General features: G+C 62.5%; 29 protein-coding genes. 16 read left to right on the top strand and 13 right to left on the bottom strand.

Annotated elements, in window-relative coordinates; translation table 11 throughout:
* The first annotated feature begins 63 nt into the window (after positions 1–63).
* From AC72UB_RS04030 to AC72UB_RS04005, 6 genes are all read left to right on the top strand, one after another.
* The gene (locus tag AC72UB_RS04030) at positions 64–1,590 is read left to right on the top strand and encodes an acyl-CoA carboxylase subunit beta (RefSeq protein ID WP_505188626.1); all 1,527 of its coding nucleotides are present in this window, start codon (positions 64–66) and stop codon (positions 1,588–1,590) included.
* Positions 1,591–1,602: 12 nt separating this feature from the next.
* Positions 1,603–2,007: a DUF6497 family protein gene (locus AC72UB_RS04025; RefSeq protein WP_505188625.1), complete on the top strand. Its 405-nt coding sequence runs from the start codon at positions 1,603–1,605 to the stop codon at positions 2,005–2,007.
* Between the two features lie 202 nt (positions 2,008–2,209).
* Positions 2,210–2,347: a hypothetical protein gene (locus AC72UB_RS04020; protein ID WP_463290194.1), complete on the top strand. Its 138-nt coding sequence runs from the start codon at positions 2,210–2,212 to the stop codon at positions 2,345–2,347.
* A 159-nt stretch (positions 2,348–2,506) separates the two neighbouring features.
* The gene (locus AC72UB_RS04015; protein WP_505188624.1) at positions 2,507–2,635 is read left to right on the top strand and encodes a hypothetical protein; all 129 of its coding nucleotides are present in this window, start codon (positions 2,507–2,509) and stop codon (positions 2,633–2,635) included.
* A 78-nt stretch (positions 2,636–2,713) separates the two neighbouring features.
* Positions 2,714–3,106, top strand: coding sequence for a hypothetical protein (locus AC72UB_RS04010; protein WP_505188623.1), 393 nt, complete (start codon positions 2,714–2,716; stop codon positions 3,104–3,106).
* Between the two features lie 691 nt (positions 3,107–3,797).
* Positions 3,798–5,801: an acetyl-CoA carboxylase biotin carboxylase subunit gene (locus tag AC72UB_RS04005; protein WP_505188622.1), complete on the top strand. Its 2,004-nt coding sequence runs from the start codon at positions 3,798–3,800 to the stop codon at positions 5,799–5,801.
* A 60-nt stretch (positions 5,802–5,861) separates the two neighbouring features.
* On the opposite strand, the gene AC72UB_RS04000 is transcribed toward AC72UB_RS04005, so the two are convergent.
* Entirely contained in the window at positions 5,862–6,332 is a 471-nt protein-coding gene (locus tag AC72UB_RS04000; RefSeq protein WP_505188621.1) for a DUF4174 domain-containing protein, read from the bottom strand.
* A 91-nt stretch (positions 6,333–6,423) separates the two neighbouring features.
* Here AC72UB_RS04000 and scpA point away from each other — a divergent pair, with 91 nt between their 5' ends.
* Complete coding sequence (scpA, locus tag AC72UB_RS03995; RefSeq protein ID WP_505188620.1) at positions 6,424–8,553, top strand: methylmalonyl-CoA mutase; 2,130 nt, start codon at positions 6,424–6,426, stop codon at positions 8,551–8,553.
* 130 nt (positions 8,554–8,683) lie between these two features.
* Here the strand turns inward: scpA and nhaA are convergent, their stop codons facing one another.
* Genes nhaA through AC72UB_RS03945 form a run of 10 tightly spaced genes read right to left on the bottom strand, consistent with a single transcriptional unit; the run spans position 8,684 to position 18,720 of the window.
* A complete protein-coding gene (gene nhaA / locus AC72UB_RS03990) occupies positions 8,684–9,889 on the bottom strand; it encodes a Na+/H+ antiporter NhaA (RefSeq protein ID WP_505188619.1) in 1,206 nt (401 codons plus the stop codon).
* Between the two features lie 25 nt (positions 9,890–9,914).
* Entirely contained in the window at positions 9,915–10,289 is a 375-nt protein-coding gene (locus AC72UB_RS03985) for an AAA+ family ATPase (protein ID WP_505188618.1), read from the bottom strand.
* A 31-nt stretch (positions 10,290–10,320) separates the two neighbouring features.
* Positions 10,321–11,379, bottom strand: a complete 1,059-nt coding sequence (locus AC72UB_RS03980; RefSeq protein WP_505188617.1) for an endonuclease/exonuclease/phosphatase family protein — start codon at positions 11,377–11,379, stop codon at positions 10,321–10,323.
* A complete protein-coding gene (locus tag AC72UB_RS03975) occupies positions 11,376–12,080 on the bottom strand; it encodes a TerB family tellurite resistance protein (RefSeq protein WP_463290203.1) in 705 nt (234 codons plus the stop codon). The genes AC72UB_RS03980 and AC72UB_RS03975 overlap by 4 nt, the downstream gene beginning before the upstream one ends.
* Before the next feature lie 31 nt (positions 12,081–12,111).
* Entirely contained in the window at positions 12,112–12,588 is a 477-nt protein-coding gene (locus AC72UB_RS03970; protein WP_505188616.1) for a GNAT family N-acetyltransferase, read from the bottom strand.
* A complete protein-coding gene (locus AC72UB_RS03965) occupies positions 12,585–13,199 on the bottom strand; it encodes a VOC family protein (RefSeq protein ID WP_505188615.1) in 615 nt (204 codons plus the stop codon). The genes AC72UB_RS03970 and AC72UB_RS03965 overlap by 4 nt, the downstream gene beginning before the upstream one ends.
* Positions 13,199–14,746 carry a Ppx/GppA family phosphatase gene (locus AC72UB_RS03960; protein WP_505188614.1) on the bottom strand — a complete coding sequence of 516 codons (1,548 nt, stop codon included), beginning with the start codon at positions 14,744–14,746 and terminating at the stop codon, positions 13,199–13,201. Before AC72UB_RS03960 ends, AC72UB_RS03965 begins: the two co-directional genes overlap by 1 nt.
* Positions 14,747–14,753: 7 nt before the next feature.
* Positions 14,754–16,916 carry an RNA degradosome polyphosphate kinase gene (locus AC72UB_RS03955; RefSeq protein ID WP_505188613.1) on the bottom strand — a complete coding sequence of 721 codons (2,163 nt, stop codon included), beginning with the start codon at positions 16,914–16,916 and terminating at the stop codon, positions 14,754–14,756.
* 44 nt (positions 16,917–16,960) lie between these two features.
* The gene (locus AC72UB_RS03950) at positions 16,961–17,623 is read right to left on the bottom strand and encodes a P-loop NTPase family protein (RefSeq protein ID WP_505188848.1); all 663 of its coding nucleotides are present in this window, start codon (positions 17,621–17,623) and stop codon (positions 16,961–16,963) included.
* 14 nt (positions 17,624–17,637) lie between these two features.
* Positions 17,638–18,720 carry an AI-2E family transporter gene (locus tag AC72UB_RS03945; RefSeq protein WP_505188612.1) on the bottom strand — a complete coding sequence of 361 codons (1,083 nt, stop codon included), beginning with the start codon at positions 18,718–18,720 and terminating at the stop codon, positions 17,638–17,640.
* A gap of 273 nt (positions 18,721–18,993) precedes the next feature.
* On the opposite strand from AC72UB_RS03945, the gene AC72UB_RS03940 reads away from it, so the two are divergent.
* The 9 genes from AC72UB_RS03940 (at position 18,994) to AC72UB_RS03900 (ending at position 24,779) form a co-directional block, all read left to right on the top strand.
* Complete coding sequence (locus tag AC72UB_RS03940) at positions 18,994–19,257, top strand: PepSY domain-containing protein (protein ID WP_505188611.1); 264 nt, start codon at positions 18,994–18,996, stop codon at positions 19,255–19,257.
* On the top strand, positions 19,250–19,900 hold the full coding sequence (locus AC72UB_RS03935; RefSeq protein WP_505188610.1) for a cytochrome b/b6 domain-containing protein: 651 nt from the start codon (positions 19,250–19,252) through the stop codon (positions 19,898–19,900). The genes AC72UB_RS03940 and AC72UB_RS03935 overlap by 8 nt, the downstream gene beginning before the upstream one ends.
* A 44-nt stretch (positions 19,901–19,944) precedes the next feature.
* A complete protein-coding gene (locus tag AC72UB_RS03930) occupies positions 19,945–20,409 on the top strand; it encodes a helix-turn-helix transcriptional regulator (RefSeq protein WP_505188609.1) in 465 nt (154 codons plus the stop codon).
* 2 nt (positions 20,410–20,411) lie between these two features.
* On the top strand, positions 20,412–20,636 hold the full coding sequence (locus AC72UB_RS03925; RefSeq protein WP_505188608.1) for a hypothetical protein: 225 nt from the start codon (positions 20,412–20,414) through the stop codon (positions 20,634–20,636).
* Between the two features lie 3 nt (positions 20,637–20,639).
* Positions 20,640–20,798, top strand: coding sequence for a hypothetical protein (locus AC72UB_RS03920; RefSeq protein ID WP_505188607.1), 159 nt, complete (start codon positions 20,640–20,642; stop codon positions 20,796–20,798).
* A gap of 59 nt (positions 20,799–20,857) precedes the next feature.
* A complete protein-coding gene (gene proS, locus AC72UB_RS03915) occupies positions 20,858–22,195 on the top strand; it encodes a proline--tRNA ligase (RefSeq protein WP_505188847.1) in 1,338 nt (445 codons plus the stop codon).
* A gap of 146 nt (positions 22,196–22,341) precedes the next feature.
* A complete protein-coding gene (locus AC72UB_RS03910) occupies positions 22,342–23,628 on the top strand; it encodes a lipoprotein-releasing ABC transporter permease subunit (protein ID WP_505188606.1) in 1,287 nt (428 codons plus the stop codon).
* Positions 23,621–24,313 carry an ABC transporter ATP-binding protein gene (locus AC72UB_RS03905; protein WP_505188605.1) on the top strand — a complete coding sequence of 231 codons (693 nt, stop codon included), beginning with the start codon at positions 23,621–23,623 and terminating at the stop codon, positions 24,311–24,313. The genes AC72UB_RS03910 and AC72UB_RS03905 overlap by 8 nt, the downstream gene beginning before the upstream one ends.
* A gap of 58 nt (positions 24,314–24,371) precedes the next feature.
* Positions 24,372–24,779 (top strand): c-type cytochrome, encoded by a 408-nt coding sequence (locus AC72UB_RS03900; RefSeq protein ID WP_505188604.1) that lies wholly within the window; start codon positions 24,372–24,374, stop codon positions 24,777–24,779.
* Here the strand turns inward: AC72UB_RS03900 and AC72UB_RS03895 are convergent.
* Entirely contained in the window at positions 24,757–24,981 is a 225-nt protein-coding gene (locus tag AC72UB_RS03895; RefSeq protein ID WP_505188603.1) for a hypothetical protein, read from the bottom strand. The two genes, AC72UB_RS03900 and AC72UB_RS03895, sit on opposite strands and share 23 nt — an antisense overlap.
* 71 nt (positions 24,982–25,052) lie before the next feature.
* Positions 25,053–25,973: a serine hydrolase gene (locus AC72UB_RS03890; RefSeq protein WP_505188602.1), complete on the bottom strand. Its 921-nt coding sequence runs from the start codon at positions 25,971–25,973 to the stop codon at positions 25,053–25,055.
* Positions 25,974–26,070 lie beyond the last annotated feature (97 nt).

The raw sequence follows: 26,070 nt of genomic DNA, 5'->3' as shown, positions 1-26,070 counted from the left end.
GATTTGCCCTTTGTTCCGCCCGACCTCGCCGATATGGTGCCAGCGATTTTGGGGAGGCCTGCCATGAAAGACATTCTGGACCAGTTGGAACAACGCCGTGCCGTCGCCCGTCAGGGCGGGGGGCAGCGCCGGGTGGATGCCCAGCACGCCAAGGGCAAGCTGACGGCGCGCGAGCGGATCGAGCTTTTGCTGGACGAGGGATCGTTCGAAGAGTTCGACATGTTCGTCACCCATCGCTGCATTGATTTCGGCATGGAGGCGGAGAAGCCCGCCGGGGATGGCGTGGTGACCGGCTGGGGCACGGTGAATGGCCGTCAGGTCTATGTGTTCAGTCAAGACTTCACCGTGATGGGTGGGTCGGTGTCGGAAACCCACGGCGCCAAGATCTGCAAGATCATGGATCTGGCCATTCAGAACGGCGCGCCGGTGATCGGGATCAACGATTCCGGTGGTGCGCGTATTCAGGAGGGTGTTGCCTCGCTCGCCGCCTATGGTGAGGTGTTCCAGCGCAACATCATGGCCTCGGGCGTGGTGCCGCAGATTTCGCTGATCATGGGGCCTTGTGCGGGTGGTGCGGTCTATTCGCCCGCGATGACCGACTTTATCTTTATGGTCAAAGACAGCTCTTATATGTTTGTGACCGGGCCTGACGTGGTGAAAACCGTCACGAACGAGGTGGTGACGGCGGAAGAGCTGGGCGGGGCCTCGACCCACACCCGCAAATCGAGCGTGGCCGATGGCGCGTTTGAAAACGATGTTGAGGCGCTGGCTGAAGCGCGCCGTCTGATTGACTTCCTGCCCTTGAACAACCGCGAAAAGGCGCCGACCCGGCCCTTCTTTGATGATCCGGCGCGGATTGAGACGAGCCTTGATACCTTGGTGCCAGACAATCCGAACCAGCCCTATGACATGAAGGAACTGATCCTGAAGATCGCCGATGAGGGCGATTTCTTTGAGATCCAGAAGGAATTTGCCGCCAATATCATCACCGGCTTTGTCCGTTTGGAAGGGCAGACCGTGGGGGTTGTGGCCAACCAGCCGATGGTGTTGGCCGGCTGTCTGGACATTGACGCAAGCCGCAAGGCCGCGCGGTTTGTGCGGTTCTGCGATGCGTTTGAAATTCCGATCCTGACGCTGGTGGACGTGCCCGGCTTCCTGCCCGGCACGGGGCAGGAATATGGCGGGGTTATCAAGCACGGGGCGAAGCTCTTGTTCGCTTACGGCGAGGCGACGGTGCCGAAGGTCACGGTGCTGACCCGCAAGACCTATGGCGGTGCCTATGTTGTGATGGCGTCCAAGCACCTGCGGGCGGATTTCAACTATGCCTGGCCCACCGCTGAAGTGGCGGTGATGGGGGCCAAGGGGGCGACCGAGATAATCCATCGCGGCAAGTCGCCTGAGGAGATTGCACGTCTGACCAAGGAATATGAAGACCGCTTTGCCAACCCGTTTGTGGCGGCAGAAAAGGGCTTTATCGACGAGGTGATCATGCCCCAGTCCACCCGCCGCCGTGTGGCCCGTGCTTTTGCGTCCCTGCGCAACAAAAAGCAGGTCACCCCGTGGAAAAAGCACGACAATATTCCGCTGTAAGGGTTTGGTGACGTGGGGGAGACTGGGCAGCCATGGCAGGTGCAGGCGCAGGGCGGACGATCCGTTCCCGGCGACGGTGCGGCTATTGAACTGCCTTCCGGGCAATCTGTGACGCTGGTGGAAACCATCTGGAACACGCCGGGCCCGCAAGGTCTGGCGACGCGGTTTCGCTTTCTGGCCCCCGAGATCAACCCCGAGACGGGATCGGTCGATTTTCTGGCCGCCGCCGATGATATCGCGTGGCTGTGCCAGAATTTTGCCCTGTCGCGGGTGACGGATGCAGGGCCGATCGCCAGCCAGATCATCATCTCGCTGGAAGATCGCCCGGTGCCCTTTGGCGAGGCCGATCCTGACGCGCTGCAGTATTTCGAGGCCTTCCGGGTTGAGAACGGCGCCTGCATCTGGGAGGTGTTTTAATGGGGTCGCTATATCTTGTGGCGAGAGCGGCCTTTGTGGCGGGGCGTGATGCGGTCCTGCCACATTTGGCGCGATTCTCCGAATCTTCGTGTCAATTCTTGGCTTTGTCGACTAATGTTCATGCAGGCCGAACCCAAGCGGTCTGTACCTCTAGAAGGGGGCCGGCATGTTGCGAGGCCCTCCAAGAACATAGGAGTCGAGGATGTCGAGCACTAAGATTATTCTGTCGCTGGTCATGGTTGCCTTCGTGGCAGCTTGCGCCGGTCATGCCAAAGAAGACGTCGTCTATGTGGACGAACCGGTCACGGTCGAGCCGACCTACACCGGCAAGTACAACTAAGACAATCGGGCGGGCCAAAGGGGCGATCGCGCCCCGGCCCGCCCTTTTTCTGTCTGGCGACCCGGCAAGCGGTCGCCTGTCTGGCGTTGCGCAGTTTGTGCTTGGCGTGAAGCGGCGCTATGGTGAGGCTCTTGAAACCATTTTTGTTTGGAGATTCTCATGCGGACGTCTGCCCTCATTGCCCTTATGGCCCTTGCAACCCTCGCTGCCTGCGCGCAGCCCGCACCTGAGCCTGAGCCGATGCCCGTCACAATCGAGCCCGCGCCGACCGGCAAGTACGGCTCGTAACAATCCGGAACGGGCGTGCCGGGGTAACCGGCCTGCGCCCGTTCCCACCCTGCGCGCCCCACAACTTGAGGTGCGCCCATGCTGAAGCATCGCGGCTTTCCCAGTCGCCTGACCGGCACTGATTTCCAGTTCACAATCCGTCGTGCCAACGTTAAGGAAGGCGCGACCAAGATCATCAAGCGCGAGCGGTTCAAGGACCGCAAAGCGCCGGATCGCGCGGCCGATCGGGCCTTTATGGCGGCGCTTTGGGCGTGCTTTGGCGAAGAGCCGTTTGAGCGGGGCAATCTGGATGCTGGGCGGCTGTCGTGGCTGTTTGGCCGCGAAGTGGTGCCCGCCGAGGACCCGTTCAACCCCGCCTCGTATGACGCGATGCTGCGCATTGACCTCAAGCGTGCCGAGGCTGCGTTCCCCGAGGTGTTTGCCCCGGATGCCGCCCCCGTCCTGTGGGACGATGAGGACGAGGACGAATAGGCATGAATCCGCGCAAGCCCTTGTGTTGCTGGCAGTTTTTCGCGCAAGCCTTGGCTTGTGCGAAATCAGGGTTTGCGTCGACTCGGGTGGGTCTGCACGATGAAGGTCTGGCCATGCCTGCGGGTTTGGCCTTTGGCCCGGCCGATTTGGCCCGCCATGTGATCCACTGTGACCCTTTCCCAAACACCTGGCCCAGCCCCTTCGGGGTTGGGCCGCTTTTGGCGCGGGGCACTGTGGGCCTGCCGTTTGGGCGAAACTCTGCCCATCGGGCCGGGGCTCCTGCCCGGGGTCACGGGATTTTGCCTTTTGTTTCGATGGCCTGCGCGTTAGAATCTGGTGACATAACAACACCATTTCGAGGCACAACATCATGCGGAAACTCATCGCTCTTCTTATCATCGCAACGCCGCTCGCGGGCTGTATGCAAGACCCCTTGTCTCGCGGCATTGCCGGGGGCGTTCTTGGCGCAGCTATTGGCGACGCAACTGACCAGAACATGGTTGCTGCGACTGCCATTGGAGCTGGGCTCGGTGCTGGCTCATGCATGCTTGGTGGTACGCTCAGCTGCAATTAACCTGACCGCCCGCACGGCGGTTATCACCATCACACCGGCCATCCATGGGGATATCCCCCGTGGGTGGCCTTTTCATTTCCGGCCTGTAAGGGCCGTGCTGACCTGAGGGAGAGACCGATGTTCCAGAAAATCCTGATCGCCAACCGGGGCGAAATTGCCTGCCGCGTCATCAAAACGGCCCGCAAGATGGGGATCAAGACGGTTGCGGTCTATTCCGACGCCGACCGCAACGCGCTGCATGTGTCGATGGCCGATGAGGCGGTGCATATCGGCCCGGCTCCGGCGAACCAGTCTTATATCGTGATCGACAAGATCATGGACGCCATTGCCAAGACTGGCGCGCAGGCGGTGCATCCGGGCTATGGGTTCTTGTCGGAGAACATGAACTTTGCCGCCGCCTTGGAAAAGGCGGGTGTGGTGTTCGTCGGCCCGCCGAGCCCGGCGATTGAGGCGATGGGGGACAAGATTACGTCCAAGAAGATCGCCCAAGAGGCAGGTGTGTCGACGGTTCCGGGCTATATGGGCCTGATTGCCGATGCTGATGAGGCGGTGAAAATCTCGGGTCAGATCGGCTATCCGGTGATGATCAAGGCCAGCGCCGGGGGCGGTGGCAAGGGCATGCGGATTGCGTGGAACGACCAAGAGGCGCGCGAGGGCTTCCAGTCGTCGAAGAACGAGGCGGCGGCAAGCTTTGGCGATGACCGGATTTTCATTGAGAAATTCGTCACGCAGCCGCGCCACATCGAAATTCAGGTGCTGGCCGACAAGCACGGCAACTGCGTTTATCTGCATGAGCGGGAATGCTCGATCCAGCGCCGGAACCAGAAGGTGATTGAAGAGGCGCCCTCGCCCTTCTTGGATGAGGCGACGCGCAAGGCGATGGGCGAGCAGGCCTGCGCTTTGGCCAAGGCCGTTGGCTATACCAGTGCTGGTACGGTGGAATTCATCGTGGATGGCAACCGCAATTTCTATTTCCTTGAGATGAACACCCGTTTGCAGGTGGAACATCCGGTGACCGAGCTGATCACCGGGGTCGATCTGGTCGAGCAGATGATCCGCGTGGCGAATGGCGAGCCGCTGCCCTTCAAACAGGAAGATCTGAAGATCAACGGTTGGGCGATGGAAAGCCGTTTGTATGCGGAAGACCCCTATCGCAACTTCCTGCCCTCAATTGGCCGTCTGACCCGCTATCGTCCGCCCGTTGAGGGGACGACCGAGCGGGGCGGGATCGTGCGCAATGATACCGGCGTCTATGAGGGCGGCGAGATCAGCATGTATTACGACCCGATGATCGCCAAGCTGTGCACCTGGGCGCCGACCCGGGCCGAGGCGATCAACGAGATGCGTCTGGCCTTGGACACGTTTGAGGTGGAGGGCATTGGCCACAACCTGCCCTTCGTGGGCGCCGTGATGGACCATCCGCGCTTCCAGTCGGGCAATATCACCACGGCCTTTATCGCCGAGGAGTATCCCGAGGGCTTCCAAGGGGCGACCTTGGGCGGTGACATTCTGGCGCAGGTTGCGGCTTCGGCGGCGGCGATGAACCGGGTTGCGGAAATTCGCCGCACCAAGGTGTCGGGCACCATGGACAACCACGAGCGCCGGGTGGGCGATGATTGGGTTGTGACGCTGCAAGGCGTTGAACATGTGGTGAAAATCGCCGCCGATCATGGTGGATCAACCGTGAGCTTTGCCGATGGCAGCACGCGGCGGGTGACCTCGGACTGGACGCCGGGCCAGCCTTTGGCGCGGGTGATGGTGGATGGCACGCCTTTGGTGATGAAGGTGGGCAAAATCTCGGGCGGGTTCCGGTTGCGGCTGCGGGGCGCGGATTTGAAGGTGCATGTCCGCACCCCGCGTCAGGCGGCTTTGGCCAAGCTGATGCTGGAAAAACTGCCGCCGGATACGTCGAAGTTCCTTTTGTGCCCGATGCCCGGCCTTGTGACCAAGATCATGGTCGAGGTGGGCGACGAGGTGCAGGAAGGTCAGGCCTTGGCCACGGTTGAGGCGATGAAGATGGAAAACATCTTGAAGGCCGAGCGTAAGGGCGTGGTGCGCGCTGTGAAGGCGGCGGCCGGGTCGAGCCTGAAGGTCGACGAAGTGATCATGGAGTTCGAATAAGGTGCCAATGCTGGCGGCAAACATGCAGACCGGGGCGGGGGCCGATGGCCCCCGGCAGGCTCAGCGACCGCTGGGCTGGCGTTCCAGCATCTCTTGCCGCCGCAACGGAAACTTGTCGATGGCCGCCACAATCTCGCGCACGTCCCACGGCAGCGGTTTGCGGATGACGGGCTTGAGGTCTTTTTCCATCAGCACAAGGCTGAACCCGCGCGGGCGCAGCTTTTGCCGGATGGCCGACTTTGCCGCCGGATCGGTGTCGACGATCACCACCACATCGCGCTGGTCCAGCGCGGGCAGGTCGCGTTCGATCAGTTGCATCTGGCGGATGAAGGTGGGGTCGGCCGGGCTGTCGGCAAAGACGACGACGGGGCGGCGCAGGAACATCAGCTCGTCCAGCATCACGTCGGCGGCGGCGATCTGGCCAACAGCAGGGTTTTCCTGCGCGGCTGGTTCGACGGGCGCGGGGGCGTTTTCGGCCCAGAGCGGGACGGGGACGAGCAACAATAGAACAAGGGTGTACAGCGTTTTCATGGCACCTCCACCCCAGATATAGGCGCGGGCTGCGCCAATACCAATGTGAATTGCGGGCTGCCCATGCCCGCCAGACCGAAGGAAGACCACGATGACCGAAGATCTGAACGCATGGCGCGCGCTGGCGACCAAGGAATTGAAGGGCGCGGACCCCGAAAGCCTGAGCTGGCACACGCTGGAAGGGATTAAGGTCAAGCCGCTTTACACCGCCGCCGATGTGGCGGGCTTGCCGCAGATGGGCGAGGTGCCCGGGATCGCGCCGTTCACGCGCGGCGTGAAGGCGACGATGTATGCGGGGCGTCCGTGGACGATCCGGCAATATGCCGGGTTCTCAACGGCGGAGGAATCCAACGCCTTTTACCGCAAGGCGCTTGCGGCGGGGCAGCAGGGCGTTTCGGTGGCTTTCGATCTGGCGACGCACCGTGGCTATGACAGCGACCACCCGCGCGTGGTGGGCGATGTCGGCAAGGCGGGCGTGGCGATTGATAGCGTTGAGGATATGAAGATCCTGTTCAACGGCATTCCCTTGGACAAGGTCAGCGTATCGATGACGATGAACGGCGCGGTCATTCCGATCCTCGCCAATTTTATCGTCACGGGCGAAGAGCAGGGCGTGGACCGCGCCGCCCTGTCGGGGACCATTCAGAATGACATTCTGAAAGAGTTCATGGTGCGCAACACCTATATTTATCCGCCCGAACCCTCGATGCGGATCATCGCGGATATCATCGAGTTTACCAGCGCGGAGATGCCGAAGTTCAACTCGATTTCGATTTCCGGCTATCACATGCAGGAAGCCGGGGCGAACCTTGTGCAGGAGCTGGCCTTTACGCTGGCGGATGGGCGCGAATATGTGCGCGCGGCGATTGCGCGGGGCATGAATGTGGATGATTTCGCAGGGCGCCTGTCGTTCTTTTTCGCCATTGGCATGAATTTCTTTATGGAAACGGCCAAGCTGCGGGCGGCGCGCATGCTGTGGACCCGCATCATGCAGGAGTTCAATCCGCAAAAGACGGGCAGCATGATGCTGCGGACGCATTGCCAGACCTCGGGCGTGTCGTTGCAAGAGCAAGACCCCTATAACAACGTGATCCGCACCGCCTATGAGGCGATGGCGGCGGCGCTGGGCGGCACCCAGTCGTTGCACACCAACGCGCTGGATGAGGCGATTGCCCTGCCGACCGAGTTTGCGGCGCGTATTGCCCGCAATACCCAGCTGATCTTGCAGGAAGAAACCGGGATCACCCATGTGATCGATCCGCTTGCAGGGTCGTACTATGTGGAAAGCCTGACGCATGAGCTGGCTGAGAAGGCTTGGGCTTTGATCGAAGAGGTCGAGGCGATGGGGGGCATGACCAAGGCGGTGGCTTCCGGCATGCCGAAGCTGCGGATTGAAGAGTCCGCGGCGCGGCGGCAGGCGGCGATTGACCGGGGCGATGAGGTGATTGTCGGGGTCAACAAGTACAAGCTGGCCAAGCAGGACCCGATCGACATTCTGGACATCGACAACGTCGCTGTGCGCGAGGCGCAGGTGGCGCGGTTGAAAACCACGCGGGCCGGGCGGGATGAGGCCCGGTGTCAGGCCGCGCTGGCCGAACTGACCCGCCGGGCCGAGGCCGGTGGCAACCTTCTGGAAGCGGCTGTTGAAGCCGCGCGTGCCCGTGCATCGGTTGGGGAGATTTCGGACGCTATGGAAAAGATCTTTGGTCGCCATCGTGCGGAAGTCAAAACGCTGGCTGGGGTTTATGGCGCGGCCTATGAGGGCGACGCCGGGTTTGAGGCCATTCAGCGCGATGTTGAGGCCTTTGCCGAGGAAGAAGGCCGCCGCCCGCGCATGCTGGTGGTGAAGATGGGGCAAGATGGACACGACCGTGGGGCCAAGGTGATTGCCACGGCCTTTGCCGATATCGGGTTTGATGTGGACGTTGGCCCCCTGTTCCAGACCCCGGAGGAGGCCGCACAAGATGCGATCGACAATGACGTACATGTCATTGGGATTTCATCTCAGGCGGCGGGTCACAAGACCCTTGCGCCCAAGCTGATCGAGGCGCTGCGCGAAAAGGGCGCAGGGGATATTCTGGTGATCTGTGGCGGGGTTATTCCGCAGCAGGACTATGATTTCCTGATGGGTGCCGGTGTGAAGGCGATTTTTGGCCCCGGCACCAATATTCCGGATGCGGCACGCAACATTCTTGGGCTGATCCGCGCCGCGCGGGCCTGAGGTTCGGCTGCCCCCCACCCCCAGCCCCTCCCCACGAGGGGGAGGGGAGGGACGGGGTTTGAACGGGTGCGATGGGTGATATGAGGTAGGCTCCCTCCCCCCTTTGTGGGGGAGGGATGGGGTGGGGGGCTTAGGCGGTGGTCCCCGCCGTTGCCCCCGCTGCATGGCCTTGGGTCGCGCGCTTGAGCACGAGATACCCCACCACCGCCGAGAGCACCGAGCCGGTCATCACGCCCAGACGCACCATGTTCATCATCGCATCGCCCTCAAAGCTGAGTGAGCCGATGAAGAGGGACATTGTAAAGCCGATCCCGGCGAGCATCGAGATGCCCCAGACCATCATCCAGTTGGCGCCATGCGGCAGTTTGGCGATGCCGCTTTTGACCAGAAGCCAGGTCGCGCCAAAGACGCCGATCTGCTTGCCGATGAAGAGGCCCGCCGCGATGCCAAGGGGCAGGGGCGACAGGAAATCCGACATCGAGATGCCCGACAGGTCGATCCCGGCATTGGCAAGCGCGAAGATCGGCGCGATGCCGTAGATCACATAGGGGTGCAGGTTGTGTTCCAGCGAATGGAGCGGCGATTTGCCGAAACGGTCCTTCAAGGGGATCGTAAAGGCGGTGACAACGCCGGCCACCGTGGGGTGGATGCCCGATTTCAGCACAAAGAACCACATGATCGCGCCCAGAAGCATGAAGGGCGCAATGCGGTGCGTGCCGCGCAGGTTCAGCGCGATGAGGCCCGCCAGCGGCACGAGGGCCATGCCAAGATAGCCGGTGTCAACGCCAGAGCCGTAGAAGAGTGCGATGATCAGGATGGCGCCCATGTCATCAAGGATGGCCAGCGTCAGCAGGAAGATCTTGAGCGAGGAGGGGATGCGCTTGCCCAAAAGCGCCAGCACGCCCACGGCAAAGGCGATGTCGGTCGCCGCCGGAATGGCCCAGCCCGAGGTCAGTTCAGGGTTGCCTGCAGTCAAGAGCAGGAACACCGCCATCGGGGCCAACATGCCGCCAAGCGCGGCTATGCCGGGCAGCATCACATCACGCGGGTTCTTCAGGCGGCCTTCGACCATCTCGCGCTTTAATTCAAGCCCGATGAGGAAGAAGAACATGGCCATCAGGCCGTCATTGATCCACAAAAGGAGCGGTTTGGTGAGCCCGACATCGTTGATCAGAAGCGAGACTTTGGTGTTGAGAAAGCCGTAATAGGCCCCGGACAGCCCGGTGTTGGCGAAGATCAGCGCCAGCACGGCGGCGAGGATCATCAGAACGCCAGCAAAGGCCTCGTGTTGGATCAGGCGGGTAAGGGCATTGCCGCCCGGTGTGGGATTGGCCATGGTCTGGCTCCTCGTGTCAAAGGGGTCAGAGGTCAACCTGGGGGGCTGTATCCTCGGGTGTGGTGGGGAAGGGTGGCGGGGCCGGGGCATCGGGTTTGCGCCGAATCAGGATGTCGCCGTTTTCAAGCCGTTCGGGGGCTTGGTAATTGGTCAGATCATCCACCAGCGCCAAAAGCTCCAGCAGGCGGGGTTGCAGGTCTTTGAGGGAAGGTTCCAGATCGGAGAGGGCTTTGCCCATCTCGTCCAGCGTTGGTTCCATCTCGGACATCAGCCCCTTGAGCAGTAGCTTGGCCCCTTCTTCCATGAGACTGAACCCCTCTTCCACCTCGTCAGGGGTGGAGGGGTCCTGCGCCCATGCGGGCGCGGCACATAGGCAAAGGGCGACAACCAGATGCTTCATCCGTGGGATATGGGAAGCGGAAAGGCCGTTTTCAATTGATTTCAAGGTCAATTGTCACAGGAAAATGGTCCGATGCCGTTAAAAGCGCGTCGCGCAATTCGGGAATGGCCATGACGGCGGGGTCATTGAACGGATGCCAGATGCGCCAATCGGGGGCGCGGGCGGCCAGATCGGGTGAGACCATGATAAAATCGAGGAGCGCCTCGAAGTACCGCTTTTGGGGCGCAAGCCAAAACCGGGCCGTGGTGGGCGAGATCCCGGTCTTTTGGGCCAGCGCCATATGGGCATGCGGATCATAAAGATGCATCTCGGCACCCGAGTTTAAGCCCAAGACGATTTCGACGCCGGAATGGCCAAAAAGCTTTTCATATTCGTCGAGACCCGGACCATCGTTGAGATCTCCCAGCACGATCACGCTGGCTCCGGCGGCAAGATGGCCGTCAATGCGGCGGCGCAGCCATTGGCATTCGGCCAGTTGCTTGCGGCGGTTCTCTATGGAAATGCGGATGAATTGCGCCTGTGGCATTTGGCCATGCGGGGCTTTCGATTTGGCATGCACGCCGATGAGCCGCAGCGGCGTGCCATCAGCCGTGATCGCCAGCTCAAGCGGTGGTTTGGAAAACCGGATCTGTTCGGCGACCCCGTCGAGATCAAGATCGGCGCGCAGCATGGTGTCAAAGCGCGGGGCGCCCGGTGCACCACCGGCAAGGGCGGGCTCGCCCATCGGTTCGTGGCGGGCGGCGATGCGGTCGGGGTCGTAGAGAAAGGCGATTTCCTGTTCCGTTTCAGAGGCAAAGCCATGCACCGCCTTGCGGGTGCGCAGGCCGAGATGGCGCGCGAAACCTTCAAGCGCCTTGACGGTGGAGCGTTTGGAGCCTTGGTCGGGGCCTTCGATGATCATCACACCATCGGCGTTCATGGCGGTCAGAACGATGGCAATCGCGCCCAGCTGGTCGGCGCGGGTGGTTTGATAGCGGGCGGACAGCTCGCGGTCTTCCAGCAGCCTGCCGCGGTCGTCAAAGAGCGCGTTGAACCATTCGATGTTGTAAGTCGCAAGACGGAGGGGGCGTCTGGCGCTGCCTTCGGTCATGCCGCGACCCGGTGGCGCAGTTCCTCCCAGGCGGCGTTGATGGCGATCAGTCGCCGTTCGGCCAGCACCGCCGCCTCGGGCGGGACGCCGCGGGCGATCATCACATCGGGGTGGTTGTCCTTGACCGCTTGTTTCCACGCGGCGCGGATCTGGTCGAGCGAGGCATCATGCGGCACGCCGAGAAGGTCGAAGGGGTCGCGCACCGCGCCTTCGACAAGGCGGGCGCGGATGGCGAGATAGCAGCGCTGGTCCAGCCCGAAAATCTCGGCCGTGTGGGCGAGAAAGGCCTCTTCGCTTTCGTGCAAGATGTCATCGGCCAGCGCGATGTGAAACAGCCCTTCGATCAGGTCGATAAAAAGGTCGCGGTTGTCGGGGTGGTCGGCGTCGGTGAACATGGTCACGATTTTGCGGGCATAGGCATCAAAGCCCGCGACGTCTTGCCGGGCGAGGTTGAACACCCGCGCGGCGTTGGCCTCTTCACCGGGCGGGAAGGTAAAGACGCGGCGAAAGGCGGTGACTTCGTCTTTGGTGACCTGACCGTCGGCCTTGGCAAGCTTGGCACCAAGGGCGATGACGGCGATGGTAAAGCCGACCGAGCGTTCGGGATCGGGCGCGCCGACGAGGTGGTCAAAGACAACCGACAACGGCTCGCCCTTGGCGAGCGATGCAAGGGCGGCGCTGATGCGGGTCCAGATCGACATGGGGTGAGTTTAGCCGCTGGGTCGTTGCTTGTCAGGTCAGGATTTTCTGCATCAGCACAAGATCGAAATAGCGGCCCCATTTGTAGCCCGCCTGCATCACGCGGCCGCATTCGGCATAGCCAAGGCGGGCGTGGAAGGCTTGGCCTGCGGGGTTGTCCGAGGAGACGCCGGCGACCATCACATGCACCCCTTGGGCGCGGGCGTGATCTTCGAGCGCCTGCATCAGCGCACGGCCAAGGCCGCGGCCTTGGGTGGCGGTGGTGAGGTGGATGGAGTGTTCCATGCTGCGGGCATAGCCGGGGCCGCCGCGAAATTGGCCATAGGTGGCATGGCCTTCGACGCGGTCGTTGACGCAGGCGACCCACCACGGGGTGCCGGAGGCAATTTGGGTGGCCAAGACGGCGGGGTCTTTTTCGGCGGTGGTGAAGGTGGCGGTGGTGTCGCGGATGATCTGGTTCCAGATCGCGGCAATGGCGGGGGCATCGGCAGGCGTCGCGGAGCGGATCATTCCAGCACGCGGATCCCGTGCGGGGTGGTGAAGGTGGCGCGCATCGCCTTGGCCGGGCCTTGGACGATGACCACGCGCGGGTCGTGGAAGAGGGGGGAGAGGGCTGACTGGAGGGCCTCGGCCTTGGGGTGGGCAATCTCGAGCCGGGTCAGGCGCGCGCCGCTGTCGGGCAGGGCTTGGGCGGGGTGGAGTGTGCCTTGCCATTCGATCAGCGCGGGGAAGGCGCCGTCAAAGGGCAGCTTGCCATCCGCGGGCACCGCCATCTGCCAGCGATAGTCGCCGCGCTGAAGGGACATCGGAACCCCGGTGCCGTTTGGACAAAGCGCCAGATCGGCCATTAGATTTTTCGAACCTGCTACCCAGTTTGTGAGGCGCGTTTGGCCCGAAAAATTGTCTAAATCGAACCATCGGGGCCAATCGGGGCGCAGGGCGCCTGGATTGGGGGCGATGACCTCAAGGTAGAGATCGCCCAAGCCCATCAGCCGGTTATGCGTGGCCATGAGGGGATGTTCGCCACCGCCGGAGAGGCGCAGTCCAAGGGCTGCCTCAACAGCGGCGACCCCTTCGGCCAGATCGACCGAAGACATTGCGATATGGTCAAAGGCCAGCATCAGGCATCCGTGACCAGCGGTGTGGCCTTAAGCGCCAATGCCAGAGAGGCAAAGCGGGCTTGGGCCACCTCGCCAAAAAGGCCGCGGCCGATCTCGGTCAGGGCGAGATCAAGGATCCGTTTGCGCGGTTGCCAGTCGAGCGTGCCGGCAATGCCGGGATCGCCCATGGCGAACATGGCGCCAAAGCGCATGGCCTTGCCCAGAACCTCGGCGTCGCGGATGTCCTCTTCGGTGAGAAGGCGGAACATCGGTTCCAGCCGGGACCCGGCGCGGCTGTTTTTGTAGCGGTGCAGCAAGGCCAGCCCCAGAAACACCCGGCCGGGATGGTCAAGCCCGCCAAGGTTGGCGCGGGTGGCATTGTCAAAGCAGGCCTCGGCGCGGAAATCGGGGTGGGCGCGCCATGTGGTGTCGTGCAAGAGGCAGGCGGCTTTGATCAGGCGCATGCGGCCGTCGGGGGCGCCTTTGAACAGGGGTTCCAGAAAGGTGAACAGCTTTTTGCCAAAGCCGGGCATGCGGGCTTGGGTCTGTTCCGACATGCGGGCGGCCTCGATCAAGGGGTCGCGGCGGCGGAGCTTCTCGGGCATTTGTTCGTAAAGCAGCCCCTCGCGGATGCCATAGGCGGAGACGTCGATTTCGGACGGTTTCAGAACCCGGATCAGCTCGCGCAGGACTTCGCAGGCCAAGGGGACCAGCTCCATCCGCTCGGGGCTGGTGCCGGTGCGCGCGCGCAGGACGGCGAGATCGGCGGTTTCGATCCAGTCGAGCGTGTCGAGAAGGCCCGTGGGCGTCATGCGGTATTCGTGCAGAACGGTCAGCGGGTAATTGCGCCGCTCCATGTCGAGACGCGCGATGACGCGCCAAGACCCGCCGACGAGATAGATCCGCTCACCTTCGGATTTCATCTGGATCTGGGCATCTTTCAGGATGCGGTCGATATGGGCGACGCGTTTTTTGGCCGTGTCGGCCGCCTGTTGCAGACGGAAGGGGCCAAGCGGGGTTGAGACGCGTTTGCCGACCTTGCCATCGCCGATCCGCGCGAGTTCCATCGAGTTGCCGCCGATGTCGCAAACGACGCCCTTGGCATCGGGCCAGCCCAAAAGCACACCTTGGGCTGAGAGCCGTGCCTCTTCGCCGCCGTCGATCACCCACATCTTCAGCCCGGTCTCGTTCAGGACTTGAAGCTGAAATTCCGGCCCATCCTCGGCCTCGCGCACCGCTGCGGTGGCGACCACGGTTAGGGTCTCGATGCCCATGCCTTGGGCCAAAAGCGAAAAGCGTTTCAGGGCCATGAGCGCCCGCGCGCGCCCTTCGGGCGACAGGCGACCGGTTTGTGCCAGCCCCTTGCCTAGGCCGCACATGATTTTCTCGTTGTAAAAATAGGCGGGCGAGCGGGCCGCGCCATCAAACACCACCATCCGCACCGAGTTTGAGCCGACGTCCACCACACCCACACGGCTGAGCGCGCGGGCGGAGGGATCGTCGAACAAGGGACGGCCAAAGGGGCCGTGATCCTCGTCAAGATCGGGCAGGGTATCGGCTTCGGTCATTTGGGCCTCAGGCAAGTTTCGGAACATCCTTAGCGCCCGCCGTACCACGGCCAGAAAGCGAAGGGTTTTCCATGAAAAAGCGGTGGCAGTTGAAAGCACTGCCATCGGCGGGAGCCAGATCACGACTATAGCGCCCATTGGGGCCTAATAGCCAGCTTTGCGCCTCGTCGGCCAGATTGGCGGCCATGATCTGCCCAACGATCTGGGCTTTGACGGTGTCGTTGCGAATTTCGACCAGCGTTTCCACCCGCCGCGTGAGGTTGCGGCCCATCCAGTCGGCCGAAGAAATGAACACGCGGGCCTTTTTGCCGGGCAATCCCGCGCCATTGCCAAAGCAGACGATGCGGGAATGTTCCAAGAAGCGCCCGACGATGGATTTGACGCGGATGTTCTCCGAAAGCCCTTTGACCCCCGGTCGCAAGCCGCAAATGCCGCGCACGATCAGGCTGATTTTGACCCCGGCCTGCGAGGCGGCGTAAAGCGCGTCGATGACGTCGGGATCAACCAGACTGTTGACCTTGGCCCAGATTTCCGCCGGACGCCCGGCGCGGGCGTGGTCGGCCTCGGCGGCGATTTGCTCAAGGATGCGGGGTTTGAGCGTGATGGGCGAGATGGCGAGGTTTTCCAACCCTTGCGGCTGCACATAGCCCGAGAGGTAATTGAACACCTTGGTCGCATCGCGGCCTAGCGCCGGGTCACAGGTGAAGAATGACAGATCGGTATAGATGCGCGCGGTGATCGGGTGGTAATTGCCGGTGCCGTAATGGGTGTAGGTGACCAGCTGATCCCCCTCGCGGCGGACCACGGTCGAGATTTTCGCGTGGGTTTTGTAGTTGATGAACCCATACACCACATGCGCGCCCGAACGTTCCAGACGGCGCGATTGGCGGATGTTGGCGGCCTCGTCAAAGCGGGCTTTAAGTTCGACAAGGGCGGTTACTGACTTGCCCGCCTCGGCCGCCTCACACAGGGCGCCGACAATTGGGCTGTCCCATGAGGTGCGATAAAGCGTTTGCTTGATCGCCAGCACATTGGGGTCGCGCGCGGCCTGTTCCAAAAAGCGGATGACCAGATCGAAGGTCTCGTAGGGGTGGTGCAAAAGGATGTCCTTTTGCTTGATGGCGGCGAACATGTCGCCGTCATTGTCCTGCACCCGTTCCGGCACGCGGGGCGTGAAGGGCGGCCAGAGAAGATCGGGGCGGGAGGAAACGACGAGTTCTTTCAGGTCGGCAATGCCCAGCATGCCGCGCAGTTCGACCATCTCATCGTCTTTGACGCCCAGTTCTTCCTTGATCAGCGCGCGCAGCTCTTCGGGGGCTCCGGCGGAAAGTTTCAGCCGGATCACCTCGCCCCGGCGGCGGCGTTTCAGCGCGGTTTCAAATTCGCGCACCAGATCTTCGGCCTCGTCCTCCACCTCAAGATCGCTGTCGCGCAAGACGCGGAACAGGCAATGGCCGCGGTCGGTGTAGCCGGGAAAGAGCATGTCAAGATGGAGGAGGAGAAGTTCCTCAAGCGGCAGGAAGCGGTGTTCGCCGTCTTTGCCGGGCAGCGGCACAAAGCGGGCAATTTGCTGGGGGATGGGCAAAAGCGCCTTGAGCGTGCGGTGGTCGGTTTCGCGCTCCAGCTCCAAGGCCAGCGAAAAGCCGGTATTGGGGATGAAGGGGAAGGGATGGGCCGGGTCAATCGCGAGGGGCGAGAGCACGGGAAAGACGTTGCGCAGGAAGTGGTCTTCGAGAAACTTCAGGTCGCGCCCGGTGAGTTTGGATCGGGTGGCGATCAGGATGCCTTCGGTCTCCATCTCGCGGCGCAGGCGCTTGAGCACCGACTGCTGCATCTGCATCAGATCGCGGGCGTCGGCGTGAATGAGTGTCAGCTGTTCGGCGGGGCTGAGGCCATCTTCGGAGGGAGCGGCATTGCCCGCCTTCACCAGCGCGCGCAGGCCTGCGACGCGGACGGTGTAAAACTCATCGAGGTTGGTGGCCGAGATGGACAAGAAGCGCAGCCGTTCCAAAAGCGGCACGGCAGGGTTGGCCGCCTCTTCCAGAACGCGCCAGTTGAAGGCCAGCCACGAAATTTCGCGGTTGAAAAAGCGCTTTGGACCTGTGGTTTCCTCGGCCGACAGGACAACAGGTTCGGGGAAGGGGGCTTTGAGGAAATCGGCGTGGGTCATGGCAGGCAGTTACCGCGGGACTATGTCATTCAGGTGACAGTGTTTCACCCCTGATCGGCACTGTCCAGAAGTTCGGCAGCCAAGGCGCGGGTGACGGGGCGACCAAGCGCCAGCGCGCGGGCGTCGAGGGTGGCGACGAGATGGCGCGCGGCGGCGATCGAGCGGTCCATGCGGGCGGTGAGATAGGGGATGAGGTTCGCAGGCACGGCGATTTGGCGGTCGGCGAAAAGCTTGACCAGAACCGCAGAGAGAAGCGCATCATCGGGCGGATCAAGCCGGGCGATGGCGGTGGCTTGCAGGCGGCTGAGAAGGTCTGGCAGGGCAAGGCCCCAGTCGCGGGGCGGGCGCTGGGCGGTGAGCAGAAGGTGCCCCCCGGCGGCGGCCATGTGGTTGATGAGGTGAAAGAGCGCCTCCTCGTGGGCGGGTAAACCCGCCATCTCGTCGGCATCTTCCACCACCACGGCCAAGGGCAGGGCGGTGGGGTCATGGGGGGCCAAGTCTGTGGCGGGCAGGATCATCGCCCCGGCCTCAGCGGCCCAGATATGGGCCAGATGGGTTTTGCCCGCCCCGCCCGGGCCGATCAGCAAAAGCCGCCGCAGGGGCCAGTCTGTCCAGCCTGCGATCGTCGCCAAGGCGGCGGCATTGGCGGGCGAGGGGAAGAAGCCTTCGCGGGAGAAATCTTCGTGCAGGCCAAGGTCAAAGGCCATTTGGCGCGGTGAGGTCACGCCTGATCCTCATCTTCCGGGATGCGACCGGCGACGCCGACATAAAGCAAGCTGCCGTGATACTGCGCGATGGCAAAGCGCGTGAGCACGCCCAAGGCTGCCGCGACTGGCACCGCCACCAGCATGCCGACAAAGCCAAAGAGCGTGCCGAAGGCCGAAAGGGCGAAGAGGAGCCAGACCGGGTGGAGGCCCACCGATTTGCCCACCAGTTTCGGGGTCAGCACATTGCCTTCCATGAACTGCCCGGCGGCGAAGATGCCCGCGATGATGCCGATCTGCAGCCAATCGCCCCAGAACTGAAAGAGCGCGAGGCCAATGGCCAGCGCCCCGCCGATGATGGCGCCGACGTAGGGAATAAAGGTGATGGCCCCGGCAATCGCGCCGACCACAAGGCCGAATTGCAGCCCCGCCAGCATGAGGGCCGCCGAATAGTAGATGCCCAGCACAAGGCAAACCGAAAGCTGGCCGCGCACAAAGGCCGAGAGGGCGGCGTCAATCTCACTGGCAAGGCGGCGGACCGTGGGGGCGTGGTCACGCGGCAAAAGGCTGTCGATCCGGGCGATCATATGGTCCCAATCGAGCAAGAGGTAGAAGGCCACCACTGGCACCACCAGAATAAAGACGACGATCGAAATCGCCCCGGCCAGAGAGTTCAAGACCCCTTCCGCCAAGGTGGCGCCTTTGGCCTGAATGGTCTGGCCAATCTGGGCGAGGCTTTGGCGGATGGTCGAGGTGTTGTCGGCCAGTTCGGGGAAGCGTTCCAACAGGAACATTTGCAGGCGCTGGGCGATGTCGGGGGCGGCGTTGATGAGGGCTGTGGTCTGGTTCACCAGCGTCGGGATCACCGCCAGCACCAGCGCCACAAGGATAAGGATGCCGACGGCGGTGATGACCGTGGTTGCCGCAACCCGGCTGAGGCCCGCGCGTTCCAATCGGTCGGCGATGGGATCAAGGAAATAGGCCAGCGCGCCGCCAACCAAGAAGGGCAGGATCACCCCGCCCATCACCCAAAGCGCGATGAAAAACACCAACAGGGCAAGGCCCCAGTATTTCGCCTGATCACGGATCGGAAGTGCCATGCGCCTGCCCCATTGCCTGAGACTCACATTGCCCATCGGGGACGAGGATTCAAGAGGCGGCGGCAAAATGCGCGGGGTGGGTCCGGGTGCAGGGGTTTATCGCCTCTGCGTCTCGGTCAGGGGTGGTGGGTGTTTTGGCCCGCCGTAAGCACAGGCTTATCCACCCCCGTCTAAGCGCTGTGGCAATAGGTTTGGGAAAGAAGGTGGCGCATCTGGAGGCAGACCGGGTTGCACCTCCGCATCCCCGGCCTTCGTTGAAAAGGATGAACTCCGATGAAAGCTTTGCTTCCCCTGACCTTCGCACTTGCCCTGTCGCCCTTGGCGGCCTTTGCCTTGCCGGTGGTGGGCGATGTGATGGGCACGACGCCCGAAACCGCAACCGCCGCGCTGGAAGCGGCAGGCTGCAAGGTGAACAGCTTTGAGGCCGAAGATGGCAAGATCGAAGCCAAATGCACCGAAACGGCAACCGGCAAGATGTGGGAGATCTATATTGATCCCAAAACCGGTGCCGTGGCCGAGGTGAAGTCTGATGACTGATGTGGCCTCGTCTCGCCTGCCCCCAACGGGGCAGGCGCTGCCCTATTGGGACCCGCTGTTGCGGCTGGCTCATTGGGGCATCGCGGTGGTGGTCATCGCCAATTATGCCTTCACCAAAGAGGGTGGGTCGGTGCATATCGCCTTTGGCTGGGCTGGCCTTGCCATATTGATCCTGCGGCTGATCTGGGGCTTTGTTGGCCCGATGGAGGCGCGGTTCTCGAGCTTTCCGCCCAATCCGATGGCCGCTTTGCGCCATCTGGGCGGGATGTTGCGCGGTGCTGCACCGCATTACCCGTCACACAACCCGGCCGGGGCCTTGATGGCCTATGCGCTCTGGGCCTGTCTGGGAGTGATCACGCTGACCGGGCTGGGCATGAGCGGACTTAGTCCTTTTGCGCAGGCTGAACTTGAGGCGGCGGTTGCTGATGGCGACTGGTCGGTGTTAGTGGAAGAGGACGGCGACGCCGAAGGCGAGAGCGAAAGCCTCTATGGCGACGTTTTGGAAGAGGTCCACGAAGTGGCGGCGAACCTGATCGTGATCTTGGCCTTCCTGCATGTGGCGGGTGTTGTGGTGGAAAGCCGCGTTCTGCGCCGCAATCTGGTGGCTCCGATGCTGATGGCGCGCCGGGGGCGCAAGGGATGAGAGCCCTAAGCCCACGTCGACGGCCGATTGCATGGGCGATCTTTTTGATCGTTCAGACCCTTGCGACGGTCTTCTTCGTGGGCGATGCGCTGGCGGATTATCTGGCGGGCCAGCTGAGCCCGCATCTGATGTTTGAGATGCTGGTTGCGCTGGCCTTGGCCTTGGGAATGGCCTTTGGCGTGATGGTGTTGCGCCAGACGCTGGAGGAGATGCGGGCGCAGGATGTGGCGCTGGCCACGGCGCGCGGGGCTTTGGCCGATGTGATTGCGGCGCAGTTCACCGACTGGGGCCTGACGCCTGCCGAACGCGATGTGGGCTTTCTGGCGTTGAAAGGGCTGGATGTGGCTGAAATCGCCGAATTGCGGGGCCGGGCGGCGGGCACGGTTCGGGCGCAGTTGACGCGGATCTATGCCAAGGCGGGGGTCTCGGGGCGCGCCCAGTTTGCGGCGTGGTTCGTAGAGGATTTGCTGGGCGAGGGGTTGGATGTTGACGTTGCAACCAGAGAGTGAGCATGCTGGGTTTGTTGGTGGAGGGTTTCATGCGGATTTTGGGGCGCATTGTCGTAATGTTTGCTTTGATCATGGGGGCCGTTTTGCTTGCAAAGCAGTTTGACCTTGCGATCTGGTATGCGGCCATTCCAGTGGCAGTCGTCGCGGCCTTGTTGGTTGAAATTGAACGCATGATGTTCAAGGCTTGGGATCGCTGGCGTGCCACGCATCAAGCCAGCAAGGAATAGGCCATGCAGATGAACCTTTTGGTCGCGGCAATGTTTGGCAGTCTGCTTTTGGTGCAGCGGACCACGGAAAATGCTGGGCTTGAATGGCTTGGTTCGGTCGCCGTTTGGGTCACCATCGGGTTTTACGTTTATGTAACCTCTTATCGCGCCCGCAAACCCTGACGCTTGCCCAAGCCTTGCCTTCCCGCTAGGAACCTCTTGACCATTACATGAGGCCCGCCATGCGTCTGACCCGCTATTTCCTGCCCGTTCTGAAAGAAAACCCCGCCGAGGCGCAGATCGTCTCGCACCGCTATATGCTGCGGGCGGGGATGATCAAGCAGCAGGCGGCGGGGATTTATTCGTGGCTGCCTTTGGGCCTGCGGGTGCTGAACCGCATTCAGCAGATCGTGCATGAAGAGCAGGAACGCGCGGGCCATATCGCGCTGTTGATGCCGACCTTGCAGCCTGCCGATCTGTGGCGCGAGAGCGGGCGCTATGACGATTACGGTCAGGAAATGCTGCGCATCAAGGACCGTCAGGACCGTGAGATGCTGTACGGTCCGACCAATGAGGAGATGATCACCGACATCTTCCGCGCCCATGTGAACAGCTATAAAGACCTGCCGCTGACGCTCTACCACATCCAGTGGAAGTTCCGCGACGAGATGCGTCCGCGCTTTGGCGTGATGCGGGGGCGCGAGTTCCTGATGAAGGACGGCTATAACTTTGACGTCGATAAGGCGAGCGCGCTGCATGCCTATAACCGCCATATGGTTTCGTATTTGCGGACCTATGAGCGGATGGGTCTGACCGCCATTCCGATGCGGGCGGATTCTGGCCCGATTGGCGGCGATGACACGCATGAGTTCTTGGTGCTGGCCTCGACCGGCGAGTCTGAGGTGTTCTTTGACAGTGCCGTGACCGAGTTGAAGCTGGGCAACCGCGAGGTGGATTACGACAACCGCGAGGAAGTGGCGGCGGTCTGCAAAGAATTCACCACGCTTTATGCCCGCACCGATGAGACCCACGATCAGGCGCTGTTTGACGCCATTCCCGAAGATCGCCGCAAGGTCGCGCGGGGGATTGAGGTGGGGCAGATCTTCTATTTCGGCACCAAGTATTCCGAGGCGATGGGGGCCACGGTCGTCACCGCCGACGGGTCCAAGGTTCCGGTTGAGATGGGGTCGCACGGCATTGGTGTGAGCCGTCTTTTGGGCGCGATCATTGAGGCGAGCCATGACGACAAGGGCATCATCTGGCCTGAGGGTGTGACGCCCTTCCCGGTGGGGATTGTGAACCTGAAACAGGGTGACGCGGCGGCAGATGCGGCCTGCGAGGGGCTTTACAAGGCGCTGGCGGCCAAGGGGCTTGAGGCGCTTTATGACGACCGCGATGAGCGGGCAGGGGCGAAGTTTGCCACGATGGACCTGATCGGCCTGCCGTGGCGCATCACCGTTGGCCCACGTGGGTTGGCCAATGGCGTGGTGGAACTGACCTCGCGCCGCACGGGCGAGAGCGTGGAGATGTCGCCCGAGGCCGCTGTGGCGCGGATTGCCGAGATTTACGAAGGCATCTGAGGCAAACTCCTCGGGGCTTCGCCGCCTCGTCGTGAGACGCCGATGCGTGCAGGACAGGCTCGAAGAGGCGGCGGGAAACCCCGCCGCTTCTTGACCTTGGGGCGTTGAAGCGTCACTCTGACCCAAAACAAAATTGAGCAGCGCCTTTGGCCCAAACCGCCCCGTTTTCCCGTTTTGAATTCATGATCGCTTGGCGCTATCTGCGCGCCAAACGCGCCGAGGGCGGCGTGTCGGTGATGACCTGGATCAGCCTGATTGGCATCACGCTGGCCGTTTTTGCGCTGATTGCGACGCTGGCCGTGCGGGCGGGGTTTCGGGCGGAGTTTGTCGATACCATCCTGGGGGCCAATGCCCATGTGACGGTCTATTCGGCGGGCCGGGTTGCCGAAGATGGCCGTATGGTCAAGGCCTTTGAAGACTATGACGCGATTGCCGCAAAGCTTGCCACGCTGCCCGGCGTGACGCGGGCCGCGCCCTTGGTGAAAGGGCAGGTCATGGTCACCTCGGTTGAGGGGCCGGCTTTGGGGGCCGAGGTTTATGGCATCCGGTTGGAGGATCTGAAAACCATTCCACGCGTCGGGACCAATGCCGATGCCTATGGCAATATTGACGATTTTGAGCGGGGCATTGCCATTGGGTCGGGCATTGCGCGGGAGTTGGGCGTGACGGTGGGCGACCGCATCCGGCTGGTGGCGCCTTCGGGGGTGAAAACCGCCTTTGGTTCCTCGCCGCGCGTCAATGCCTATGAGGTGGTCTATGTCTTTACCGCCGGGCGCTGGGACATCGACAAGACCCGCATCTATATGCCCTTTGCCGAGGCGCAGTCCTATTTCAACCGTGAAGGGTTGGCGGATGAATTCGAGGTCATGGTGCAAGACCCTGAAAACATTGACGCCTATACCATTCCAGCCTTGGACATGGCGGGAGAGGATGCCCTGATCTGGACTTGGCGCGATGCGGCGGGGTCGTTCCTGCGGGCGCTCGACATCGAGGACAATGTGATGTTCATCATCCTGTCGATCCTTGTGCTGATTGCGGCGATGAACATCGTCTCGGGGCTGATCATGCTGGTGAAGAACAAGGGCCGCGACATTGGTATTTTACGCACCATGGGGCTGACCGAAGGGTCGATCTTGCGGATTTTCTTTGTCTGCGGGGCCTTTACCGGGGTGGTCGGCACGGCGCTGGGCGTGGCCTTGGGTTGCCTTTTTGCGATCTACATCGATCCGATCTTTTCCTTCGTGAACTACATGGCGGGCGGCGGGGTCTGGGATCCGTCGATCCGGGGGATCTATGCTTTGCCTGCGAAACTCCAATGGTGGGATGTGGGATCGGCTGTGGCCCTGTCTTTGGGCCTGTCCTTCATCGTTACCATCTTCCCCGCGCGGCGCGCGGCGCGGATGAACCCTGTGGAGGCGCTGCGCTATGAATGAGTATGCGCTGGAGCTTGCGGGCATTGAAAAGGTTTACAAGCGCGGCACAGCGGGCGAAGTCGCCGTGCTGCGCGGTGCCACGCTTGAGGTGAAGCGTGGCGAGGTGGTGGCTTTGGTGGCCCCCTCGGGCGCGGGCAAGTCGACGCTTTTGCACATCGCGGGGCTGTTGGACACGCCCGATGCCGGGTCGGTCGCGCTGTCGGGGCGCAATATGGTCGGTCTGTCGGACCGGGACCGCACCTTGGCGCGGCGCGGCGAGGTGGGGTTCATCTATCAGTTCCATCATCTTTTGCCCGAGTTTACCGCGCTGGAAAACATCATCATTCCGCAATTGGCCAATGGCGTGGCCGAGGCGGAGGCCGAGGCGCGCGCGCGTGATCTCTTGGACCGCGTGGGTGTCGCCGCCCGGGCCGAGCATCGCCCTGCGGCGCTGTCGGGTGGCGAGCAGCAGCGCGTTGCGTTTTGCCGCGCCTTGGCCAACCGGCCGAAGCTTCTGTTGGCGGATGAGCCGACCGGCAACCTTGACCCGGCAACCTCGGATCAGGTGTTCGGGGCCTTGATGGCCTTGGTGCGTGAAACGGGCTTGGCGGCGCTGATCGCCACGCATAACCTTGACCTTGCCGCCCGAATGGACCGGACCGTTCGGCTGGATCAGGGGCGCGTGATGGCGATCAATGCCGGATAACCGCAAGCCGTCCAGATTGCGCAGCCAGATTGCGCGCCCAGAAGAACAGGAGAACCCCATGACCCGCCTTGCACCGATTGTTGCCGTGTTGGCCCTGCCGCTGATCGCGGCCTGTGTCGACACCAAGGCCAGCCCCGACACCGGGGCCGAGGATTATGCCGCCTATTGCGCGGCCTGCCACGGGGCCACGGGCCAGGGGGATGGCGAGATGGCGACGGAGCTGTCGCGCAAGCCCGCCGATCTGACGACGCTGTCGGCTCGCAATGAGGGCGCGTTCCCGACGACCAAGGTGATGGCGCAGATCTGGGGCTATGCCGGGGCCAAGGGGCGCGGCGTGATGCCGGATTTCGGGCCTTTGTTGCAAGGCGATATGGTGCCCTATGACGGCGGCGACGGGATCGAGACGCCGACCCCGATCCGTTTGGTGCAACTGGCCGAATACCTTAAGGTTCTTCAGGCGAAGTAAACCCGCTGGGGGCCATGCGCGCGAGCAAGGTCACGATCAGCACCAGCGTCAGCGCCGGAAAGCCGATGGCAAAGCCGACAAGCAGATCCTTGTGCAATTCGGACAACCCGCTGGCCAAGGCGAGGATCAGCGCGATGGCGGCCTCGATGCCCAAGGCAAACAGCGTGATCAGACCGGCTGGGGTGGAAAAGACATAGCTCATTTTCGCCTCCGGTTGTAGTGGCGTGCAGCGTGCAACTGGAAGGAATTGGCGTCAATGGGGTTGCGGCGGCGTCACGCCATGGCGGCGACCCGCTCCCAGATCTTGGCGCCGAACTCAGGGAAAACACTGGCGGGCCCTGCGGCAAAGTGCTCTCCCGTGGTCATCAGAACTGCAATCAGCGGTGCGCGGTTAGGGGCTGTGATGCGGATCATATCATGCTTGAACCAACTGGTCGCCGCATCGCCGGTCCACAGGTTATGCCCGGCCTTTGACCAGACTTGCACGCCACTGGGCAGCGCGCCGCCCAAGTATTCGGAGAGCTGATACTCGGGGCGCGCCGCGTCTGGCCCAGCGGGATCGCGCGACAGGATCGCCTGTGCACGGCCCCGCGCGGGGGATGACAAGGGCAAATCGCCCTCAAAGAGCTCCCACATCAGCCGCGCGGCGGCGAGGGCGGTCAGGCGGTTCAGATTGCCATCGCCTTCGGCGGCAAAGCGCGCCTCGCGGCCATAGCGGGTGTCATCCATCAGCTTTTGGGCAATGCGGCAGCCCTCCCAGTCGGGCCAGCCCATGCGCCAGAAGAACCGGTTCAACCGCTCGCGCTTGGACATCCAATCCAGATACTCGGCCCCGTCCAACAGCGTGTCGCCCGTGGTTCCGGTGAGGATATCAATGACATAGTTGGTGGCCGTGTTCGATGACCACAAGATCATGTCGCGCATCGCGCGGTCCAACTCGCCATGGGCCTCGGCCCGGCCTTCGTCCAGCGCGGAGAGGGCATGCACCAGATGAAAGGCCTTGACCAGCGAACAGGGATAGATCGGCTCTGCACCGCGATGGACAAAGCCCTCGGGCCTGCCACCTGCGCCGCGCTGCACCAGAACCAGCGCGAGATCATCGGCCTTGGCGCCGGGCACTGCGGCCTGCACCTCGGCCACAAGCGCGGTGCCCAGATCCTGCCAGGCGGGCGTACCCGTTACAAACATTGCCATCCCCGTTTTGGCCCCATCTTGCGCCAAGCCTAGCCGCTTGGCCCAAAAACCAAAAGCCTTTCACTTTGGTCCCAAATACTCCCGCCGGAGGCTCCCG

The organism is Allotabrizicola aquatica (SeqCode) (assembly GCF_965194375.1).
Classification (GTDB): domain Bacteria; phylum Pseudomonadota; class Alphaproteobacteria; order Rhodobacterales; family Rhodobacteraceae; genus Tabrizicola_A; species Tabrizicola_A aquatica.
The sequence above is the reverse complement of the archived record's forward strand: the minus strand, read 5'-3'. Positions and strand labels throughout refer to the sequence as shown.

What these genes read in the sequence shown, in the direction of transcription:
- AC72UB_RS04030 (WP_505188626.1), top strand. Translation starts at nt 64, where the DNA reads ATGAAAGACATTCTGGACCAGTTGGAACAACGCCGTGCCGTCGCCCGT.
- AC72UB_RS04020 (WP_463290194.1), top strand. Translation starts at nt 2,210, where the DNA reads ATGTCGAGCACTAAGATTATTCTGTCGCTGGTCATGGTTGCCTTCGTG.
- AC72UB_RS04015 (WP_505188624.1), top strand. Translation starts at nt 2,507, where the DNA reads ATGCGGACGTCTGCCCTCATTGCCCTTATGGCCCTTGCAACCCTCGCT.
- AC72UB_RS04010 (WP_505188623.1), top strand. Translation starts at nt 2,714, where the DNA reads ATGCTGAAGCATCGCGGCTTTCCCAGTCGCCTGACCGGCACTGATTTC.
- AC72UB_RS04005 (WP_505188622.1), top strand. Translation starts at nt 3,798, where the DNA reads ATGTTCCAGAAAATCCTGATCGCCAACCGGGGCGAAATTGCCTGCCGC.
- AC72UB_RS04000 (WP_505188621.1), bottom strand. Translation starts at nt 6,332, where the DNA reads ATGAAAACGCTGTACACCCTTGTTCTATTGTTGCTCGTCCCCGTCCCG.
- scpA (WP_505188620.1), top strand. Translation starts at nt 6,424, where the DNA reads ATGACCGAAGATCTGAACGCATGGCGCGCGCTGGCGACCAAGGAATTG.
- nhaA (WP_505188619.1), bottom strand. Translation starts at nt 9,889, where the DNA reads ATGGCCAATCCCACACCGGGCGGCAATGCCCTTACCCGCCTGATCCAA.
- AC72UB_RS03985 (WP_505188618.1), bottom strand. Translation starts at nt 10,289, where the DNA reads ATGAAGCATCTGGTTGTCGCCCTTTGCCTATGTGCCGCGCCCGCATGG.
- AC72UB_RS03980 (WP_505188617.1), bottom strand. Translation starts at nt 11,379, where the DNA reads ATGACCGAAGGCAGCGCCAGACGCCCCCTCCGTCTTGCGACTTACAAC.
- AC72UB_RS03975 (WP_463290203.1), bottom strand. Translation starts at nt 12,080, where the DNA reads ATGTCGATCTGGACCCGCATCAGCGCCGCCCTTGCATCGCTCGCCAAG.
- AC72UB_RS03970 (WP_505188616.1), bottom strand. Translation starts at nt 12,588, where the DNA reads ATGATCCGCTCCGCGACGCCTGCCGATGCCCCCGCCATTGCCGCGATC.
- AC72UB_RS03965 (WP_505188615.1), bottom strand. Translation starts at nt 13,199, where the DNA reads ATGCTGGCCTTTGACCATATCGCAATGTCTTCGGTCGATCTGGCCGAA.
- AC72UB_RS03960 (WP_505188614.1), bottom strand. Translation starts at nt 14,746, where the DNA reads ATGACCGAAGCCGATACCCTGCCCGATCTTGACGAGGATCACGGCCCC.
- AC72UB_RS03955 (WP_505188613.1), bottom strand. Translation starts at nt 16,916, where the DNA reads ATGACCCACGCCGATTTCCTCAAAGCCCCCTTCCCCGAACCTGTTGTC.
- AC72UB_RS03950 (WP_505188848.1), bottom strand. Translation starts at nt 17,623, where the DNA reads ATGGCCTTTGACCTTGGCCTGCACGAAGATTTCTCCCGCGAAGGCTTC.
- AC72UB_RS03945 (WP_505188612.1), bottom strand. Translation starts at nt 18,720, where the DNA reads ATGGCACTTCCGATCCGTGATCAGGCGAAATACTGGGGCCTTGCCCTG.
- AC72UB_RS03940 (WP_505188611.1), top strand. Translation starts at nt 18,994, where the DNA reads ATGAAAGCTTTGCTTCCCCTGACCTTCGCACTTGCCCTGTCGCCCTTG.
- AC72UB_RS03935 (WP_505188610.1), top strand. Translation starts at nt 19,250, where the DNA reads ATGACTGATGTGGCCTCGTCTCGCCTGCCCCCAACGGGGCAGGCGCTG.
- AC72UB_RS03925 (WP_505188608.1), top strand. Translation starts at nt 20,412, where the DNA reads ATGCTGGGTTTGTTGGTGGAGGGTTTCATGCGGATTTTGGGGCGCATT.
- AC72UB_RS03920 (WP_505188607.1), top strand. Translation starts at nt 20,640, where the DNA reads ATGCAGATGAACCTTTTGGTCGCGGCAATGTTTGGCAGTCTGCTTTTG.
- proS (WP_505188847.1), top strand. Translation starts at nt 20,858, where the DNA reads ATGCGTCTGACCCGCTATTTCCTGCCCGTTCTGAAAGAAAACCCCGCC.
- AC72UB_RS03905 (WP_505188605.1), top strand. Translation starts at nt 23,621, where the DNA reads ATGAATGAGTATGCGCTGGAGCTTGCGGGCATTGAAAAGGTTTACAAG.
- AC72UB_RS03900 (WP_505188604.1), top strand. Translation starts at nt 24,372, where the DNA reads ATGACCCGCCTTGCACCGATTGTTGCCGTGTTGGCCCTGCCGCTGATC.
- AC72UB_RS03895 (WP_505188603.1), bottom strand. Translation starts at nt 24,981, where the DNA reads ATGAGCTATGTCTTTTCCACCCCAGCCGGTCTGATCACGCTGTTTGCC.
- AC72UB_RS03890 (WP_505188602.1), bottom strand. Translation starts at nt 25,973, where the DNA reads ATGGCAATGTTTGTAACGGGTACGCCCGCCTGGCAGGATCTGGGCACC.